The sequence below is a fragment of the Paenibacillus sacheonensis genome, assembly GCF_009909195.1.
Classification (GTDB): domain Bacteria; phylum Bacillota; class Bacilli; order Paenibacillales; family Paenibacillaceae; genus Paenibacillus_Z; species Paenibacillus_Z sacheonensis.
On record NZ_JAAAMU010000034.1, the window covers coordinates 1 to 16,128 of the forward strand.

14 protein-coding genes and 1 pseudogene are annotated in these 16,128 nt (G+C 59.1%); all 15 read left to right on the forward strand.

Translation table 11 applies throughout. The features are described 5' to 3' along the window. Positions 1 to 499: pseudogene (locus GT003_RS31365) on the forward strand (hypothetical protein); the annotation flags it as partial. Positions 500 to 696: 197 nt separating this feature from the next. Further along, the gene (locus GT003_RS31370) at positions 697 to 1,905 is read left to right on the forward strand and encodes a hypothetical protein (RefSeq protein ID WP_161705493.1); all 1,209 of its coding nucleotides are present in this window, start codon (positions 697 to 699) and stop codon (positions 1,903 to 1,905) included. A 48-nt stretch (positions 1,906 to 1,953) separates the two neighbouring features. After that, the gene (locus tag GT003_RS31375) at positions 1,954 to 3,435 is read left to right on the forward strand and encodes a copper amine oxidase N-terminal domain-containing protein (RefSeq protein WP_161705495.1); all 1,482 of its coding nucleotides are present in this window, start codon (positions 1,954 to 1,956) and stop codon (positions 3,433 to 3,435) included. 90 nt (positions 3,436 to 3,525) lie between these two features. Next, positions 3,526 to 4,554, forward strand: a complete 1,029-nt coding sequence (locus GT003_RS31380) for an FTR1 family iron permease (RefSeq protein ID WP_161705497.1) — start codon at positions 3,526 to 3,528, stop codon at positions 4,552 to 4,554. A 401-nt stretch (positions 4,555 to 4,955) separates the two neighbouring features. Then, the gene (locus GT003_RS31385) at positions 4,956 to 5,342 is read left to right on the forward strand and encodes an NADH-quinone oxidoreductase subunit A (RefSeq protein WP_161705514.1); all 387 of its coding nucleotides are present in this window, start codon (positions 4,956 to 4,958) and stop codon (positions 5,340 to 5,342) included. Further along, complete coding sequence (locus GT003_RS31390) at positions 5,327 to 5,845, forward strand: NuoB/complex I 20 kDa subunit family protein (protein ID WP_090642552.1); 519 nt, start codon at positions 5,327 to 5,329, stop codon at positions 5,843 to 5,845. Before GT003_RS31385 ends, GT003_RS31390 begins: the two co-directional genes overlap by 16 nt. Continuing rightward, the gene (locus GT003_RS31395; protein WP_239565910.1) at positions 5,842 to 7,188 is read left to right on the forward strand and encodes an NADH-quinone oxidoreductase subunit C; all 1,347 of its coding nucleotides are present in this window, start codon (positions 5,842 to 5,844) and stop codon (positions 7,186 to 7,188) included. The genes GT003_RS31390 and GT003_RS31395 overlap by 4 nt, the downstream gene beginning before the upstream one ends. A 6-nt stretch (positions 7,189 to 7,194) precedes the next feature. Continuing rightward, positions 7,195 to 8,295: an NADH-quinone oxidoreductase subunit D gene (locus GT003_RS31400; RefSeq protein ID WP_161705517.1), complete on the forward strand. Its 1,101-nt coding sequence runs from the start codon at positions 7,195 to 7,197 to the stop codon at positions 8,293 to 8,295. Next, entirely contained in the window at positions 8,295 to 9,305 is a 1,011-nt protein-coding gene (nuoH, locus tag GT003_RS31405; RefSeq protein ID WP_161705519.1) for an NADH-quinone oxidoreductase subunit NuoH, read from the forward strand. Before GT003_RS31400 ends, nuoH begins: the two co-directional genes overlap by 1 nt. Before the next feature lie 238 nt (positions 9,306 to 9,543). Beyond that, on the forward strand, positions 9,544 to 9,999 hold the full coding sequence (nuoI, locus tag GT003_RS31410) for an NADH-quinone oxidoreductase subunit NuoI (protein ID WP_161705521.1): 456 nt from the start codon (positions 9,544 to 9,546) through the stop codon (positions 9,997 to 9,999). A 3-nt stretch (positions 10,000 to 10,002) separates the two neighbouring features. Continuing rightward, positions 10,003 to 10,521 carry an NADH-quinone oxidoreductase subunit J gene (locus GT003_RS31415; RefSeq protein ID WP_161705523.1) on the forward strand — a complete coding sequence of 173 codons (519 nt, stop codon included), beginning with the start codon at positions 10,003 to 10,005 and terminating at the stop codon, positions 10,519 to 10,521. Beyond that, complete coding sequence (nuoK, locus tag GT003_RS31420) at positions 10,522 to 10,824, forward strand: NADH-quinone oxidoreductase subunit NuoK (RefSeq protein WP_161705525.1); 303 nt, start codon at positions 10,522 to 10,524, stop codon at positions 10,822 to 10,824. It abuts the gene before it with no gap. Positions 10,825 to 10,830: 6 nt separating this feature from the next. Next, entirely contained in the window at positions 10,831 to 12,702 is a 1,872-nt protein-coding gene (gene nuoL, locus GT003_RS31425; RefSeq protein ID WP_161705529.1) for an NADH-quinone oxidoreductase subunit L, read from the forward strand. After that, positions 12,702 to 14,330: a complex I subunit 4 family protein gene (locus tag GT003_RS31430; RefSeq protein ID WP_161705531.1), complete on the forward strand. Its 1,629-nt coding sequence runs from the start codon at positions 12,702 to 12,704 to the stop codon at positions 14,328 to 14,330. Before nuoL ends, GT003_RS31430 begins: the two co-directional genes overlap by 1 nt. Positions 14,331 to 14,335: 5 nt before the next feature. After that, positions 14,336 to 15,898 (forward strand): NADH-quinone oxidoreductase subunit N, encoded by a 1,563-nt coding sequence (locus GT003_RS31435; protein WP_161705533.1) that lies wholly within the window; start codon positions 14,336 to 14,338, stop codon positions 15,896 to 15,898. Positions 15,899 to 16,128 lie beyond the last annotated feature (230 nt).

Sequence of the window (16,128 nt, forward strand, 5' to 3'; positions counted from 1 at the left end):
GCCCGAGCCGGCAGACCCCGGCGCGGGCGCGCATGCGCGCGGCGAGCGCATGCGCTGCGCGCTGCGATTCGCCGGCGCGCTGGCAGCCGCCGGCGTGATCGCGCTGCAGGCCGCGCAGGGAGGCGGCCTGGTCGCGAAGCAGGCAGACGAGCTGCCGGCCGTCTACCAGCTCGATCAGGGGCTGCGGCAGATGGCGGCGGAGAAGCCGGATCGCCGGATGGTCGTGTACGACTGGGAAGAAACGCGCGTGCTGCAGTACCTGCATACGCCCGTAACGAACCGGCGCATCGAGACGTACGCGTATTTTCTAGCGGACGTACAGGCGGACCCTGGGGCGACGATCCTGCTAACGGATCATGTGCTGCGGGGCTTCGAAGAGCAGGCCGGCCCGCTTGCCGATCATGTGGAGCCCATTGCGGTCTATCGGAGCAATTCGTTGTTCGAGCCGGTCTACGACCGAATCACGCTGTACCGGTGGCGCAATTCGCCGTCGGACTAGACGCCGCTCATGGTCCACCCGAACAAAGGTGGCCGGCATATGTATTCGTTTTCACCCGCCGAGTGGAAATAGTAAATGATTAGTAAAAAAACCTATTGACGCTCTAATTGAAAATGATTATCATTGTTAACGGGCCGATCGAAAAAAGCTCGCCCTAATTGCAAGCAATTATGAATCATGAAAGGTGAAATACAATCATGCGCATGATGACCACGAAGATCGCGATGCTGGTCTTTGCGATTTTCCTTACCCTCGCGCCGACGGGTGCCTGGGCCTATTCCTACGGGGATGCCAATACGGAGGATGTAGCGGAAACCTTTAAACTGGTCGTATCCGCGGTCGGCAAATCGCCTGTCGATTGGGACGGCGCGCTAGCCGCCCATAAGGAGCGGCGTTCCGAAATCGCGGCGCATTTCGGCGAACCGGTTGCCGCAACGCTGGATGCCGACTTAAAGGAGCACAAGGCGGCAGAGACCATTGCCAACTACAAGGCAGTGCTCATTATGAACCTGGACCGCCGCTTCGATAACGCCGTCCAAAGCATTGCCGATTATGCCAAGGCCAAGCTTCTGCTGGCCAAAGCAAGAGCTACATACGAGGCGCTGGCGCCTTATGCGGAATCCAAATTGTCCGCAGCCAAGCAGGACGGTTTGTCGGCCGACTTCGACGCTGCGCTTAAGGCGATCGGCAATCCCGGATTGTTCGGCGTAGGCAAGAAGGATTCGGACGAGGCGGCGCTCAAGACGGCCGTCAATCAGATCTACGGCACGCTCAAGCCGCTCTTCCCGTATACGCCGTACAAAGCGCCAGCCAAGCCTTCGGCCGGCAGCGGAACCGCGGCAGGGACGACTGGGGGCGGCAAGGGCGCGACGGATGCGGGGGCCGGAACGGCAGCTAAGCCGCCGGCCGGATCGAATGACGGCGGCTCCAAGCCGGCGACGAAGCCTGGCAGCACCGAGGCCGATGCGCCTGACGCCGTGAAGGATGAGCCATCGAAGGACAACGCGGCGCCGCCAACGGACACGTCGGCGGGTAACGGCGCGCAAGCGGGCGATGCGCCGGCGGACAACAAACCGTCGGAAGAAGCAAGCGCGGATGCGCCGCCGTCAGCTCCTGACGATACGGCAGGGCCGGCCGATGCCGGCGGCACCGCGGCGAACGAGCCGGCCGCAGGCAATGCGCCTGCCGACACGGCAGACAACGCCGACAATTCGTCCGTTTCGGATGCCGCAACGGACGCGGCCGTTCAAGCGGCCGAGCCGGACACGATCGACGGGACGAAAGTGCATGCGGCCATGGACCGCGAAGACAAGACGAACCCGGCCGTCACGATCGGCGTTATCGCCGGCGTGGTCGTCATCGGCGGATGTGCCGTATTTTGGGCACGCCGCAAAGGATTTTTTTGAACCAAGGCTCGTACTCGTAATCCACTACATTATCGGGAGTGTCGATCGATGAAACGCGTGAAGAAATCGCTGTCCGTTCTAATCACGATCACCATGCTGGCCACCGCCGTTCTTACTTTCGCGGCAACGGCTTTTGCTGACGATGCGCCGCAGAAAGCGCCCGTGAACACGGATGTTGCGCCGCAGCTGCAAGCCTATACCGACCTGCTGGGCTTGCTGCAGCAGAAGAAACCGATTGCGGACATCCGCGCCAAATACGATGCCGGCTTCAAGCAAAACGTGCTTGGCGTGGACGGCAGCATCAAAGCGGGCGATCCGGTCATCAACGAGAACCTGACGTTCGTTCTGGATCATGCCGCGGACGGCTCGCTCAGCTACGAACAAACCGCGCAGGCGCTCGACAAAGGCTTGCAATGGTACTTCTACTTCCTCGTCAAGAACCTGCTGAATGTAGGCGGCAAAACCGCCTTGACCGCAGGCGACCAAGCGACCGCGCAAGCTTTCGTCGATAAAACGGCTCTCGTTTATACGACCGCGCTGGATGCAACGGTCAAAGCCACGGACGCGGCCTTCGGAACCAAGTCCTCCGCTTTCTTGACCGATACGGTCATTCCGGGCTTCAAATCGGATATCGAGAAGAAAGACGTCACTTCCTTCAACGTGCATCGCCAGCTGCTGGATAAAACGTTGATCAAAGTGTTCTCGCTCGCGACGCTCTCGTCCGCGAAAAGCGTCCAAACGCTGTCGGCTGCCGAGAAGCCGGCCGAAGTCATCAAAGGTTTCTTCAACTTCATGAGCGTGTATGGCTACCTGCATGGCGGCAACGCGGTTGACGCAGACGTTATTTATAACGCGTTCGCTTCCGGCGACGCTTCCAAGATCAATGCAGCCGCGATCGAGAAAGCCGTAATTCGCTGCAATATCGCGAAAGTCAGCGCTTATACGATCGAAGTGCTGGAGAAGCTCGAGAAGAAAGACGCTGCGGGCGCAGCCGGCACCGGCGGCGAGCTTGCGGGTTTCTACGGCGCCCTTGAGCCGTTCCTCGGCACTGCCTACGCACCGGAACTGAACGACCGCATTTTGGCCGCATCCGCTGCCGGCAATGCCGATGAGGTTCGCGCGATCGGTTACGAAATGGCCGTATCCGCAGCGACGATCGACGGGCTTGCGTTCAAAGCGGGCGACCAATCGGCACTCGTTAACGGTAACGCGCAGACGGTAACGGCATCCTATATCGACAAGAAATCCGGCCGCACGCTCGTTCCGACGCGTTACCTGGAGCTGCTCGGATTCGCCGTAAGCTTCGACAATGCGACCAAAACCGCTAAAGTCGCGAAGGATGGCGTAACGCTCGCGCTGACCATCGGCAGCGATTCCGTTACGAAGAACGGCGAACCGATTGCCGACTACAAGCTGGACCAGGCCGTCGTCGTGAATTCCAACGTGACGTACCTGCCGCTTCGCGCCATCGCCGAGCTTTCCGGCAACCATATCTATTTCAAGCAAGGTCAAGTCATCGTGATCAAATAGGCTGCCTTCTTCGGCGCCGTTCGCTTCCCGCCCTCCATGCAGGGCGGGTTGCCGCATGTTATGAACATGGTTAAGGAGTGGGAATGCGTCATGAATTTGCAAGCTTTTCTCATCACGTTCCGCGAAGCGTTCGAAGCGATCTTGATCGTGGGCATCATCGTCTCGTATTTGAACCGTATCGGACAGTCCAAGTGGAACAAGTTCGTGTGGCTCGGCGTCTTCATGGCCGTCGTGGCCAGTCTGGGCGTCGCGCTGCTGTTCCAAATCGTCCTCGACGGCTACGCGACCATGAGCAGCAAGGATTATTTGCGCATCGGCATCCTGATCGTCTCGGCGGGCTTGCTGACGCATATGATTCTCTTCATGAGCAAGCAGAACCGGGAGATGCGAAGCAAGCTGCAGAACAAGGTGGCGCTCATTCTGACGACCGGCGGCGCCGTGAACATGATCGTGCATTCGTTCCTCGTGACGCTCCGCGAAGGGGTGGAGACCGTATTCTTCTTCGCGGCGATCTCGTCGGGCGATATCTCCCAGGCGATCCAAAGCTGGGGAGCGCTCGCGGGCCTCGTGGCCGCGGGACTGCTCGGGCTGATCGTCTTCAAAGGCAGCAAAAAGGTACAAATCGGCACGTTCTTCAAAGTGACGAGCATCTTCCTCATTATGATCGCGGCCGGGCTGCTCGTTCAGGCCGTCGGCGTGCTCCAGGACCTGCGCGTCATCGGGAGCGTCTACAAAACGCCGGGCGGCGAAATTGCCGCGATGTACGATTTGACCTGGCTGCTGCCGGAGCATCCGATCGACGAAACGAACTATATTCGCGATACCGGGCATCATCCCGTCTTCCATGGGCAGCTCGGCGTTTTCTTCAAAGCGTTCCTGGGCTATTCGCAAGATCCGTCCTTGGAAGAGTTCGTCTGTTATTGGCTGTATTACGTATTCGTCTTCATCCTCATCGCCAGACAGAAGAGGGTCGAAATCTTGGCCGCGGCGCAGGCGAGAGACAGGGAAGCGGCAGCGGCGGGAGCAGGCCAGTCTTCGGCAGATGCCGCAAGCATCCCCGCGGAAGCGCAGCCGCCGGGCGATGACCAGAACCGCAGGGATCGGCACGCAGCCTTATAGCGCAGCGACGCAATAACAAGTAAAGCGTCAGCGTACTGGCGTGCGGCGGTTTTCCAGGCAACCGGGTGCCGGGTAAATGAAATAACATCATGAAAGTCTCCGAACCCTTATTCCGCCTCCGTCGGAATAGGGGTTTTTGACGTGCGGAGGCGGCAGGCGCCGGCTGCTGTTCATGCCCATTTTAATTTGTTCAAACAATTGCCGCATCTTATTTGGACGCGGGCTGCATATAAATTTCAGACCATGCCGATTCTAGACTTACATGCATTGGATGGAATTGGAAAACGCGTCAAGGAAGCGCATCCAACTGGGTCATAGACGCAAGTGGCAGGTTTTGTTATAATTGTGAGGGAATTTTGTCCAAGTTCACCGCACGTATAACGCCCTGTAGATCCCTAACCATGGAGGCGAAAGTTGTGGAGAAGTACATCAACAATTACGTTATCGTAGCGATTTTCATTCTGCTCGGCATTTTGCTTCCGGTCGTCGCGTTAACCGTCGGACGGCTTCTTCGGCCGAACAAGCCGAACGAAGAGAAGAAAACCACTTACGAGAGCGGGAACGAGCCCGTAGGGGAGGGGCAAGTTCGGTTCAACGTGCGCTACTACTTGTTTGCGCTTATGTTTGTCGTCTTTGATGTCGAAACCGTTTTCCTATATCCGTGGGCCGTCGCGTATAAGCAGCTCGGCCTTTTTGTGCTTGTCGAAATGGCGATCTTTACGGGACTTTTATTGATCGGACTACTCTACGCCTGGAAGAAGAAGGTGCTGAAATGGAATTCAATCTAGAGTCGATTACCCCTGAAGAGAGACAAGAGCTGGAACGCAACGTATTTATGGGCACGCTGGAGCAGCTCAAGGCCTGGGCGCGTAGCAATTCGTTGTGGCCGCTGACGTTCGGACTGGCCTGCTGCGCCATCGAGATGATGGGCACGGGCGCGTCGCATTACGATTTGGACCGTTTCGGCGTCATGTTCCGCACGTCGCCTCGGCAATCCGACGTCATGATCGTCGCCGGCACCGTGACGAAGAAGATGGGACCGCTGCTGCGCCGGCTTTATGACCAAATGCCCGAGCCCAAGTGGGTCATCGCGATGGGCTCCTGCGCGACCGCGGGCGGGCCGTACGTGAAATCGTATGCCGTCATGAAGGGCGTCGATCAGATCGTTCCCGTCGATGTTTACATACCTGGATGTCCGCCTAATCCCGCCGCGCTCATCTACGGCATCAATAAGCTGCAGGAGAAAATCCGCTACGAAGCCAAGACCGGGAAGCGGGTGACGAGCCGATGAGCGATGAGAAGGAGAAGGATTCCGGCCGGCCGAATGGACCGGAAGCATCCGAACCGGAGACGCCGTCCAGCGAAGCCGCAGCCGACGGCGCGGCCGGGATGACCGCTAAAGAAGGAGCTAATCCTTCTGCCGATCCCGTTTCGCCGCCTGCCGCAGAACCGCGTGCAACAGTCAGCGGAACACCTTCTGTGCCTGAAGCAGGCGCCGATTCGAACGCGTCGACGGCTGCGGATTCCAGCAGTTCGGAATCTCCTGCTGCTGTCGCCGGAACTCCCGGAGGACCTGCATCGGAAGCAGGCATTCCGGATGCACCGGCGGCTGGAACGGATGACGCCGACGGCGGTACGTCCTCCGCGGCAGAGCCCGCTTTAAGCGGCAAAGCATCCGCAGCGGATGCCGGCACGCCATCCGCAGAAGCACCCGCCCCAAGCGGCGAGGCGCCTGCGGCCGATCCCGAGCGGGAAGCGAAACTGAAGGCGGCAGCGGAGGCCCGCGCAGCCCGTGCGGCTGCCAAAGCCGCTGCTGAAGGCAGCGCGCCGACAGCAGACGGAGGCACGCCGTCTGCGGCAGCTCCTGCCCCGAGCGGGGATGCGCCCGCGGTCGATCCCGAGCGCGAGGCGAAGCTGAAGGCCGCGGCGGAGGCCCGCGCGGCGCGTGCGGCAGCCAAAGCAGCCGCCGAAGGCGGAGCTCCCGCAGCCGACGCCCGCACACCGGCTGCGTCCGCCTCAAGCGGGGATGCGACTGCAGTCGACCCCGAGAAGGAAGCGAAGCTGAAGGCAGCGGCGGAAGCCCGCGCGGCTCGCGCGGCCGCCAAAGCAGCCGCAGAAGGCGAAGCGGCTGCCCCGCCGGAGCCGAAGCCACCGTCGCCGATGCAGCCGCAGCTGGATCTCGCTGTCGAGCTCGTTCGTACGTTGACGGCTGAGGATGCCATCGAAGAAGCGTATATCAATGAGCTGGACGGCCATCGGCCGACCTTGATCCTGCGCGGCGAACGGCTGCTTGCCGCAGCCGAGCTGCTGAAGTCGCACCCGAAGCTGCGGATGGACTACATGCGCAATCTGTCCGGCGTTGACTACGAGACGCATCTGGAGGTCGTGTACCATCTTGTCTCGCTGCAGTCGGGTCGGGAGATCGCCGTCAAAGTGAAGACGGACCGCGAAGCGCCTTCGGTACCGTCCGTCGTCAGCGTATGGGAGACGGCCAATTGGAACGAGCGCGAGATCTATGATCTCCTCGGCATCGACTTCCCGGGCCATCCCGACCTGCGGCGCATCATGATGCCGGACAATTGGGTCGGCTACCCGCTGCGCAAAGATTACGAACCGCTCGACTCGGAGGTGTGACGGACCGTGATTCGAACCGAAGAACTGCTGCTTAACGTCGGCCCGCAGCATCCCAGCACGCATGGCGTTTTCCGCATTATCGTCAAGCTTGACGGCGAAGTCATTACGGAAGCGACGCCGGTCATGGGCTACCTGCACCGGGGGACGGAGAAACTTGCGGAAGATCTGAATTATACCCAAATCATTCCCTATACCGACCGGATGGATTACGTATCCGCGATGACGACCAACTACGTGCTCTGCCACGCCGTCGAGAAGATGATGGGCCTCGAGGTGCCGGAACGGGCGGAGTTCATGCGGCTGATCGTGATGGAGCTGCAGCGTATCGCCAGCCATCTCGTCTGGTGGGGCACGTATTTGCTGGATATCGGCGCGATGAGCCCGTTTCTGTTCGCGTTCCGCGACCGGGAAATCATCATTAATTTGTTCAACGAGCTGTGCGGCGCAAGGCTGACGTACAATTACATGCGCGTGGGAGGCGTCAAATGGGATGCTCCTCCGGGCTGGATCGAACAGGTGCGCGATTTTATTCCCTACATGGAAAGCAAGCTGGACGAGTATCACAACCTTGTCAGCGGCAATGAAATTTTCCTGGCCCGGATCAGGGGCGTCGGGCGTTACGATGCGGCAACTGCCGTCAATTTCGGCTTGTCGGGCGCGAACCTGCGGTCCACCGGCGTGAATTGGGATCTGCGCAAAAACAAGCCGTACAGCTTGTACGACCGATTCGAATTCGATGTTCCGCTGGGAAGCGTAGGCGACTGCTATGACCGGTACAACATCCGTCTCGAGGAAATCCGCCAGTCGCTTCGCATTCTGAAGCAGGCGCTGGAGCAGTTCCCGGGTCCGGGCGACGTGATGGGCAAGGTGCCGCGGGTGATACGTCCGCCGGCAGGCGAGCTGTATGTCGGCATCGAATCGCCTCGCGGCGAGATCGGCTGCCATATCGTATCCAAAGGCAAGGCGGAGCCGTATCGCCTCAAATTCCGGCGTCCTTCGTTCGTCAATCTGCAGATTCTGCCGAAGCTGCTCGTCGGCGAGACGATGACGAACCTCATTACCATACTAGGCGGCATCGATATTGTCGTCGGGGAGGTCGACTGCTAATGGGAGCCTGGCTTGACGAAACCTTGACCTGGGGCCATGCGCTCTTGTTCTTCCTGTGGGGCGTCATCCTTCTCATGATCGTCCTCGGTTTCGTAACGTACGCGATTTTCTTCGAACGGAAAGTCATCGGCTGGATGCAGTACCGGATCGGTCCGAACCGGGTCGGACCGTGGGGGCTGCTGCAGTCGGTAGCCGATATTACGAAGCTGCTGATCAAAGAGGATACGATCCCCCGCAAGGCGGACCGGGCGCTGTTCATCCTGGCCCCGGCGCTTGCGTATATACCGGCCTTTGCCGTGCTGGCGGTCATTCCGTATACGAATAAGCTGTATTTTGCCGACATCAATGTCGGACTGCTCTACTATGTCGCGTTGTCGGGCATCTCGACGATCGCGATCATCCTCGGCGGCTGGTCGTCGAACAACAAATACGCGCTTCTCGGAGGCATGCGCTCCGCCGCGCAAATGATCAGCTACGAGGTGCCGCTCGTCATCTCCGTCGTCGGCGTCGTCATGCTGTCGGGCACGCTGAACCTGCGAGGCATCGGCGAGCAGCAGGGGGACTGGTTTTGGGAATGGAACTTCCTGCCGCAGATTCTGGGCTTCGTCGTCTTCATTATCGCGGCGGTGTCGGAGCTGAACCGTACGCCGTTCGATTTGCCGGAAGCGGAGTCGGAGCTTGTCGCCGGCTATCACGTCGAATACAGCGGATTCCGTTTCGCGTTCTTCATGCTGACGGAGTACGTGTACGTGTACGCGATCGCCGCGCTGACGACGGTGCTCTTCCTTGGAGGCTGGCATGCGCCGTTCCCGTTCCTGGACTGGGTGCCGGGAATCATATGGTTCCTGCTCAAATTCACGTCGATCGTCTTCTTCCTGTTCTGGATCAGGGCGACCCTGCCGCGGATCCGCATCGATCAGCTCATGGGGCTCGGTTGGAAGGTCCTGCTTCCGGTGGCGATTCTGAACGTGTTTCTGACGGCGGTTTACATGGAGCTGTTCATTAAATAGGGGCGGCTTCGTCACAAAACGAAGCGTAAGCTTTCGAAGTAGTTTTGTTTTATGCCGGGAGCCCCGGCATAGGCTTCGCACCAAAACTTAGCATAGGCTTCCGAAGCAGTTTTGTTTTACTTGTCGGGAGCCTGACAAGAGCTTCGCACCAAACGAAGCGTAAGCTTTCGAAGTAGTTTTGTTTTATGCCAGGGGCCCCGGCATAGGCTTCGCACCAAAACTTAGAGGAGGGCGAAGAATGAAAGGTCTCTTAAAAGGGCTTGGCGTCACGCTGCAATCCATGACCAAGAAGAAAGTGACGACCTCCTATCCCGATGTTCCGATTATCATGCCGGACCGATTTCGCGGCATTCAGCATTTCGAGCCCGACAAATGCATCGTGTGCAACCAATGCGTGCGCATCTGCCCGACCGAATGCATCACGCTCACGGGCAAGGCGAATCCGGATCCCGACAAAAAGGGCAAGGTCATCGATACGTACGACATCAACTTCGAAATCTGCATCCTGTGCGACCTCTGCACGGAGGTTTGTCCGACGGAAGCCATCGTCATGACGGGCAATTTCGAGCTGGCGTCCTACAGCCGCGACGATTTGTTCAAGGATATGAAATGGCTGGACGACAACAACCGTCATGTCCGCCAGGACAACAACAATATCGGCGCGCCCGCTGCAGCCAAGGGAGGCGCGAAGTAACGCATGTTCAATATCGATTTCACCGGCGAGTTCGTCGCGTTCTTCGTATTCTCCGTCTTGATTATCAGCGGCGCGGTACTGATGGTCAGCTTTACGAAAGTCGTGCACATGGTCGTTTCGCTGGCAGCCGTTTTCATCGGCGTCGCGGGAATGTTCATTTTGCTGGACGCCGAGTTTCTGGCTTTCGTACAGGTGCTCATCTATGCCGGCGCCGTCTCTATTCTGATGATCTTCGGCATCATGATGACGAAGCATCAGGACTCGGGAGCGGAACGGCCGCGCACGCTGAACGATACGTTGTCGGCGATCGGGGCTTTGGCGCTGTTCGGCATCCTCTTCTATGCAATCCGCCAATCGGATTTTCCGGAGCCACAGACGGTTCCGGACGGAACGGTCGACAATACGATGGCCATCGGCCAGCAGCTGTTTACTGGTTATGTCGTGCCGTTCGAGCTGGTGTCCGTGCTGCTGACGGTCGCGTTTATCGGCGCGATCGTGCTGGCGAAGAAGGAGGCGGACTAAATGTTATCCTCGTATTTAACCATGGCGGCAATCTTGTTCTGCATCGGGCTGTACGGCGCCCTGACGAAGCGCAATGCCGTTATCGTCCTGCTGTCGATCGAACTGATGCTGAACGCGGTCAACTTGAATCTGGTTGCGTTCTCCAAATACGGGGTCGTGCCTTCACTGACAGGGCAAATGTTTACGCTGTTCAGCATTGCGGTCGCGGCTGCCGAGGCGGCTGTCGGCATCGCGGTGCTGATCGCGTTATACCGGGCGCGCGGTACCGTCAACGTGGACGATTACGACGAGATGAGGAGGTAAGCGCGTATGGATACGACTTTTTCGCAGGCTGCCTGGCTCATTCCGCTCTTTCCGCTCGCGGCGTTTCTGCTGCTGCTGGCCTTCGGCCGCTCGTCCCGGATGATCGGCGTCCTGCTCGGTTCCGTCAGTTCGCTCGCGGGCTTCGTGCTTTCGCTGTTGGTGCTGATCGAGCATATGACGAAGGGTCAGCATGATTATCAGTATGCGGTCAAGTGGATCGACACGGGCAGCATCGTTTTCAAGGCCGGCTTCGAAGTGACGAATCTGACCGCGCTCATGCTCGTCGTGGTCACGGCGGTCAGCTTCCTCGTCAATGTCTATTCGGCCGGCTACATGAAAGGCGACGAACGGATTTCCGTCTTCTACAGCTATGTGGCGCTATTCACCTTCTCCATGCTGGGATTGGTGCTCGCGGACAACATGCTGACGCTCTATGTATTCTGGGAGCTTGTCGGCGTCTGCTCGTTCCTGCTCGTCGGCTTCTGGTTCAGCAAGCCGGAAGCGAGAGCGGCTGCCAAGAAGGCGTTTATCGTGACGCGGATCGGCGATGCCGGCTTGCTGCTCGGCATTCTGCTGCTGTACTGGTATATGCCGGACCACGCGCTCGATTTCGTGCGGATCGGCAATGCGTTCGAAGGCGGCACCGGCGTCATCGCCGCAAGCGTGACGACGTGGATCGCCATTCTGATCTTTATCGGCGCCGTCGGCAAATCCGGCCAATTTCCGCTGCATGTGTGGCTGCCGGACGCCATGGAAGGCCCGACGCCGATCAGCGCGCTCATCCATGCGGCGACGATGGTCGCGGCAGGCGTCTACCTGGTCGCGCGGACGTTCGATATTTTTCAAGCCTCGCAGACGGCCATGGACATCGTGGCGTACATCGGCGGTTTTACCGCGATCTTCGCGGCAACGATCGGGGTCGCGCAGAACGACATCAAGCGCATACTCGCGTATTCGACGGTCAGTCAACTGGGCTACATGATGATGGCCCTGGGATTGAATTCGATGACGGGCGGGATTTTCCATCTCTTTACGCATGCGTTCTTCAAAGCGCTTCTCTTCCTGGGGGCGGGCAGCGTCATCCATGCCGTACATACGCAGAACATTCAAGAGATGGGCGGGCTCGGTTCCAAAATGAAAATTACCGCCTGGACGTTCGGCATCGGGGCGCTGGCGCTGTCCGGCATCCCGCCGTTCTCGGGTTTCTGGTCCAAAGATATGATTCTGAATATCGCGTATCACGAGAAACCGGCGCTCTTCGTCATCGGCGTCGTGGCGGCGTTCTTCACCGCCTTCTATATGGCACGGCTCTTCTTCCTCGTCTTCATGGGCAAGCCCAAGGGAGAGCGCCATGCGCATGAGTCGCCGCCGTCCATGACCGGTCCGCTGATCGTGCTCGCGGTGCTGGCGGTCGTCGCCGGCTTCGTGCAGACGCCGTGGAACGACACGCTGGGGAATTGGTTGACCGACGGCGCGGAGCAGGAGAACGGCGGCGGCGGTCTCGTGATGGTGATCTCCGCGGCAATCGGACTGCTCGGCTTGTACATGGGCTGGCTCGTATTCGTCAAAGGCATGATCTCGCGCGATTTCGTCTCGTCGCGAGCCCCTTGGCTCGTCCGTTTACTGGAACGAAAATATTATATCGACGAGCTGTACGAAGCTGCGATCGTTCGTCCGCTGCGCGCGCTTGGCGGCCTGCTGAACGGCATTGACGATTATGTCGTAGACGGGCTCGTGCGCGCGGCCGGCGGAGCGGCGTTCCTGATCGGCAGGGGCGGTACGCGGATGCAGAACGGCCAAGTACAAACCTACGGACTTATCACCGCGTTCGCGCTCGTCATTCTAATTGCGGCAGTCGCACTAAGGAGGTTCTGGTAATGCTCGCGGATCTTCCGATACTCTCGCTGATTACGTTCTCGCCGCTGCTCGGCCTGCTGGTGCTCCTGTTTCTCCCGAAACAGCGCAGCCGCTGGATCAAAGTAACCGCCATTACGGCAACGCTTCTTCCGCTCCTGCTCTCGTTATGGCTGTACGCGGACTATAACGGCGTCAAGGGCGGCAAGCCTTACGAGGAAACGGCAACCTGGATCTCGACCTCGCTCAATAAAGAAGCGGTAGGCGACGTGAGCTCGTACACGCTGGAATTGCAGTACCATATGGGCGTGGATGGTTTGTCCATGCCGCTGCTCTTGTTGACGACGATCGTCGGCGTCATGGCCGCGCTCGCATCGGTGCATATCAAGAAGCGGTGGAAATCGTTCTACATTTGGTTCCTGCTGCTGGAGGTCGGGATGATCGGCGTTTTCCTGGCGAGGGACGTGTTCCTCTTCTTCGTCTTCTTCGAAATGACGCTCATTCCGATGTTCTTCTTAATCGGAATCTGGGGCTATATGAACCGAGAGCAGGCGGCGAACAAGTTCTTGATCTATAACGGCATCGGTTCCGCGATCATGCTGCTGGCGTTCGTGTTCCTGGTCGCCACTGCCGGCTTTCGGGCGGATCCGCTTCCCGACCAGCAGCAAATGCACTTGTCCTACAGCGGCAGCTACGATGTCATCGGCTCGAATCTCGCCGACAAGGACGCTTACGTCAACATGCCTCAGCTGGCGCAGGGGGCGGACAATCCGCTTTATCTGTCCGATCGCATGCATTGGGTGATCTTCCTGCTGCTACTGATCGCCTTCGGCATCAAGCTGCCGATCTTCCCTTTCCATACGTGGATGCTGAAGGTGCATGCGGAGGCACCTCCCTCGGTCGTCATGATCCACTCCGGCGTACTGCTCAAGATGGGAGCCTACGGCCTGCTGCGCTTCGGGGTGTTCATGTTTCCCTCGCAGACGCATGACTGGGCAACGGTACTGGCGATATTGGGCGTCATCAACATTCTGTACGGCGCCGTGCTTGCGCTGGTGCAGAAGGAATTCAAGCTGGTGCTGGCCTATTCTTCCATCAGCCATATGGGCATCGTGCTGCTTGGGATCGCATCCCTCAACGAGATCGGGCTTCACGGAGCGATCATTCAACTCGTCTCGCACGGCTTCATCTCGGCGCTGCTCTTCCTGATCGTCGGCAGCATCTATGCACGCACGGGCTCGACGGAGCTTAAGGATTTGGGCGGGCTTGCCCGGAGCATGCCGTTCCTGAGCGGCGTCCTGCTGACGGCAGGGATGGCTTCGCTGGGACTGCCGGGCTTGTCCGGGTTCATCGGGGAGTTCCTGTCGCTGCTGGGCTTGTTCGATTCCATGCGCGTCATCACGGGCATTGCCGTGCTCGGCGTCATCCTGACGGCGGTCTATGTCCTCCGCAGCGTGCTCGGCATTACCTTCGGGGCCGTCCCCGAGCGGCTCGCGGCCGTACGGGACGTGCGGCTCGTCGAAGCGGTGCCGATGATCGCGCTGCTCGCGTTTATCGTATTGATCGGGGTGTACCCGGCCGTATTGACGGAGCCGATGCAGCATGGCTTCGACACGCTGCTGCAGCAGCTATCTGAGAAGGCGGGGAGGTAGGGAATATGGACGCTGCACAACAATTGCAGTCACTCACCTGGAGCGATGCGGCCTATCTCGCCCCGGAATGGATTCTGATCGCGTTCATGATCGTGCTGGCCGTGCTGGACCTGTTCCTGCCGCGCCGCGCCTTGACGGGCTGGCTGACGCTGGCCGGCCTGCTGACCTCGCTCGGCTTTGTCATCTGGCGCTTGACCGAGCTTGCGGGCGCGACGCCGCAGGCCGGAGCAGACGGGCAGGCCGTCTCCGGCGTCATTCGGATTATGGCGGACAGCTATCGGATCGATTACTTTTCCAGTCTGCTGAAAATCATCTTCCTCGTCGCTACGGCGCTGATCGTGCTCATGAGCCTGGGGACGGTGCGAAAGGCGGACATTCCGGACCGCGGCGAATTTTATTATTTGCTGCTGCCGGCCGTATGCGGCGCGATGATCATGGCTTCCTCCGGCGACATGATTACGCTGTACATCGGTCTTGAGCTGTTGAGCATCACCACCTACGTGCTCGTCGGCATCCGCAAGCATTCGGTTCAGTCCACGGAGGCGGCTTTCAAATACGTCGTCACGGGCGGCATATCCTCCGCGCTGATCCTGTTCGGCATGTCTTATCTGTACGGCATTACCGGCGCAACGAACTTGGGCGCCATCGGCGAAGGTCTCAAAGCGCACGCCATCGATTTTCCGGCTATTCTGTACGTGGCCTTCTTCTTCATCCTTGCGGGTCTCGGCATCAAAATCGCCGCTGCGCCGTTCCATTACTGGTCGACGGACGTGTACCAAGGCGCGCCGACGCCGGTCACCGCTTTCCTTGCGGTCGTGTCCAAGGGCGCTGCATTCGCCGTTATTTTCCGCATCGTATATAACTTGGCCTTCTATTCCTCCTCGCCGGGCAAGCCGGTAGCGGATGATGTGTTCCTCGTGCTGCTGATCCTGGCAGCGGCGGCTATGCTCGTCGGCTCGACGATGGCGCTGCGGCAATATAACGTGAAGAGGCTCTTCGCGCTCTCTGGCGTGGCCAATGCTGGCTATATGCTGGTTCCGCTGGGCTTGTCGATCAAAGGCATGCACGCTTCGGGAGTCGGCGAATTCATCTTCTACCTGGCCGCGTATCTGCTCATGACGATCGGCGCGCTGACCGTCTACGCCGTCATTGCCAAATCCACGAGCCAAGAGGATGTAGGCGGCTTCGCGGGGTTGTATTACCGGGCCCCGTGGACGGCGGCGGCCATGATCGTCTTCATGCTCTCCTTGGCCGGCCTGCCGGTGACGGGCGGTTTCTTCGGGAAACTGTTCATCCTGCTGGGCACGGTACAGTCCAAGGACTACTGGATTGCCGCAGTCATGGTCGTGAGCAGCGTCATCTCGTATTACTTCTACTTCGGTCTCATTCGTCAAATGTTCATGCGTTCGACGAACGAGGCGGACGTGGAGGTTCCCGCGACGAGCGGCATCGTGATATGGCTGTGCGCGGCCGCTACGGTCGCGCTCGGCATCGTGCCAGGGCCGGCGCTCGACTGGATCAACAGCCATTTCTCGTTGGTGAACGATCTGTTTATAAGCATGGGTTAGCAACACGTCGTAAGGCAGCGCAGCTCAACTCGGCGATTGTTGCTATTCGCCAAGCCTCCAGCCCCGATCCGAAATCGGGTGCTGGAGGCTTTTGCTTTTGGCGTTTTGTTCACAGCATCTTCAAGCGTAAGTACGCGTGATGACTCATAGTATGGATTGTAATGATTACATGCGGGAAGTTGACCGGGACGTTAGACCTGTTTCTTGTCCATTCTACATTCGGTCACAAG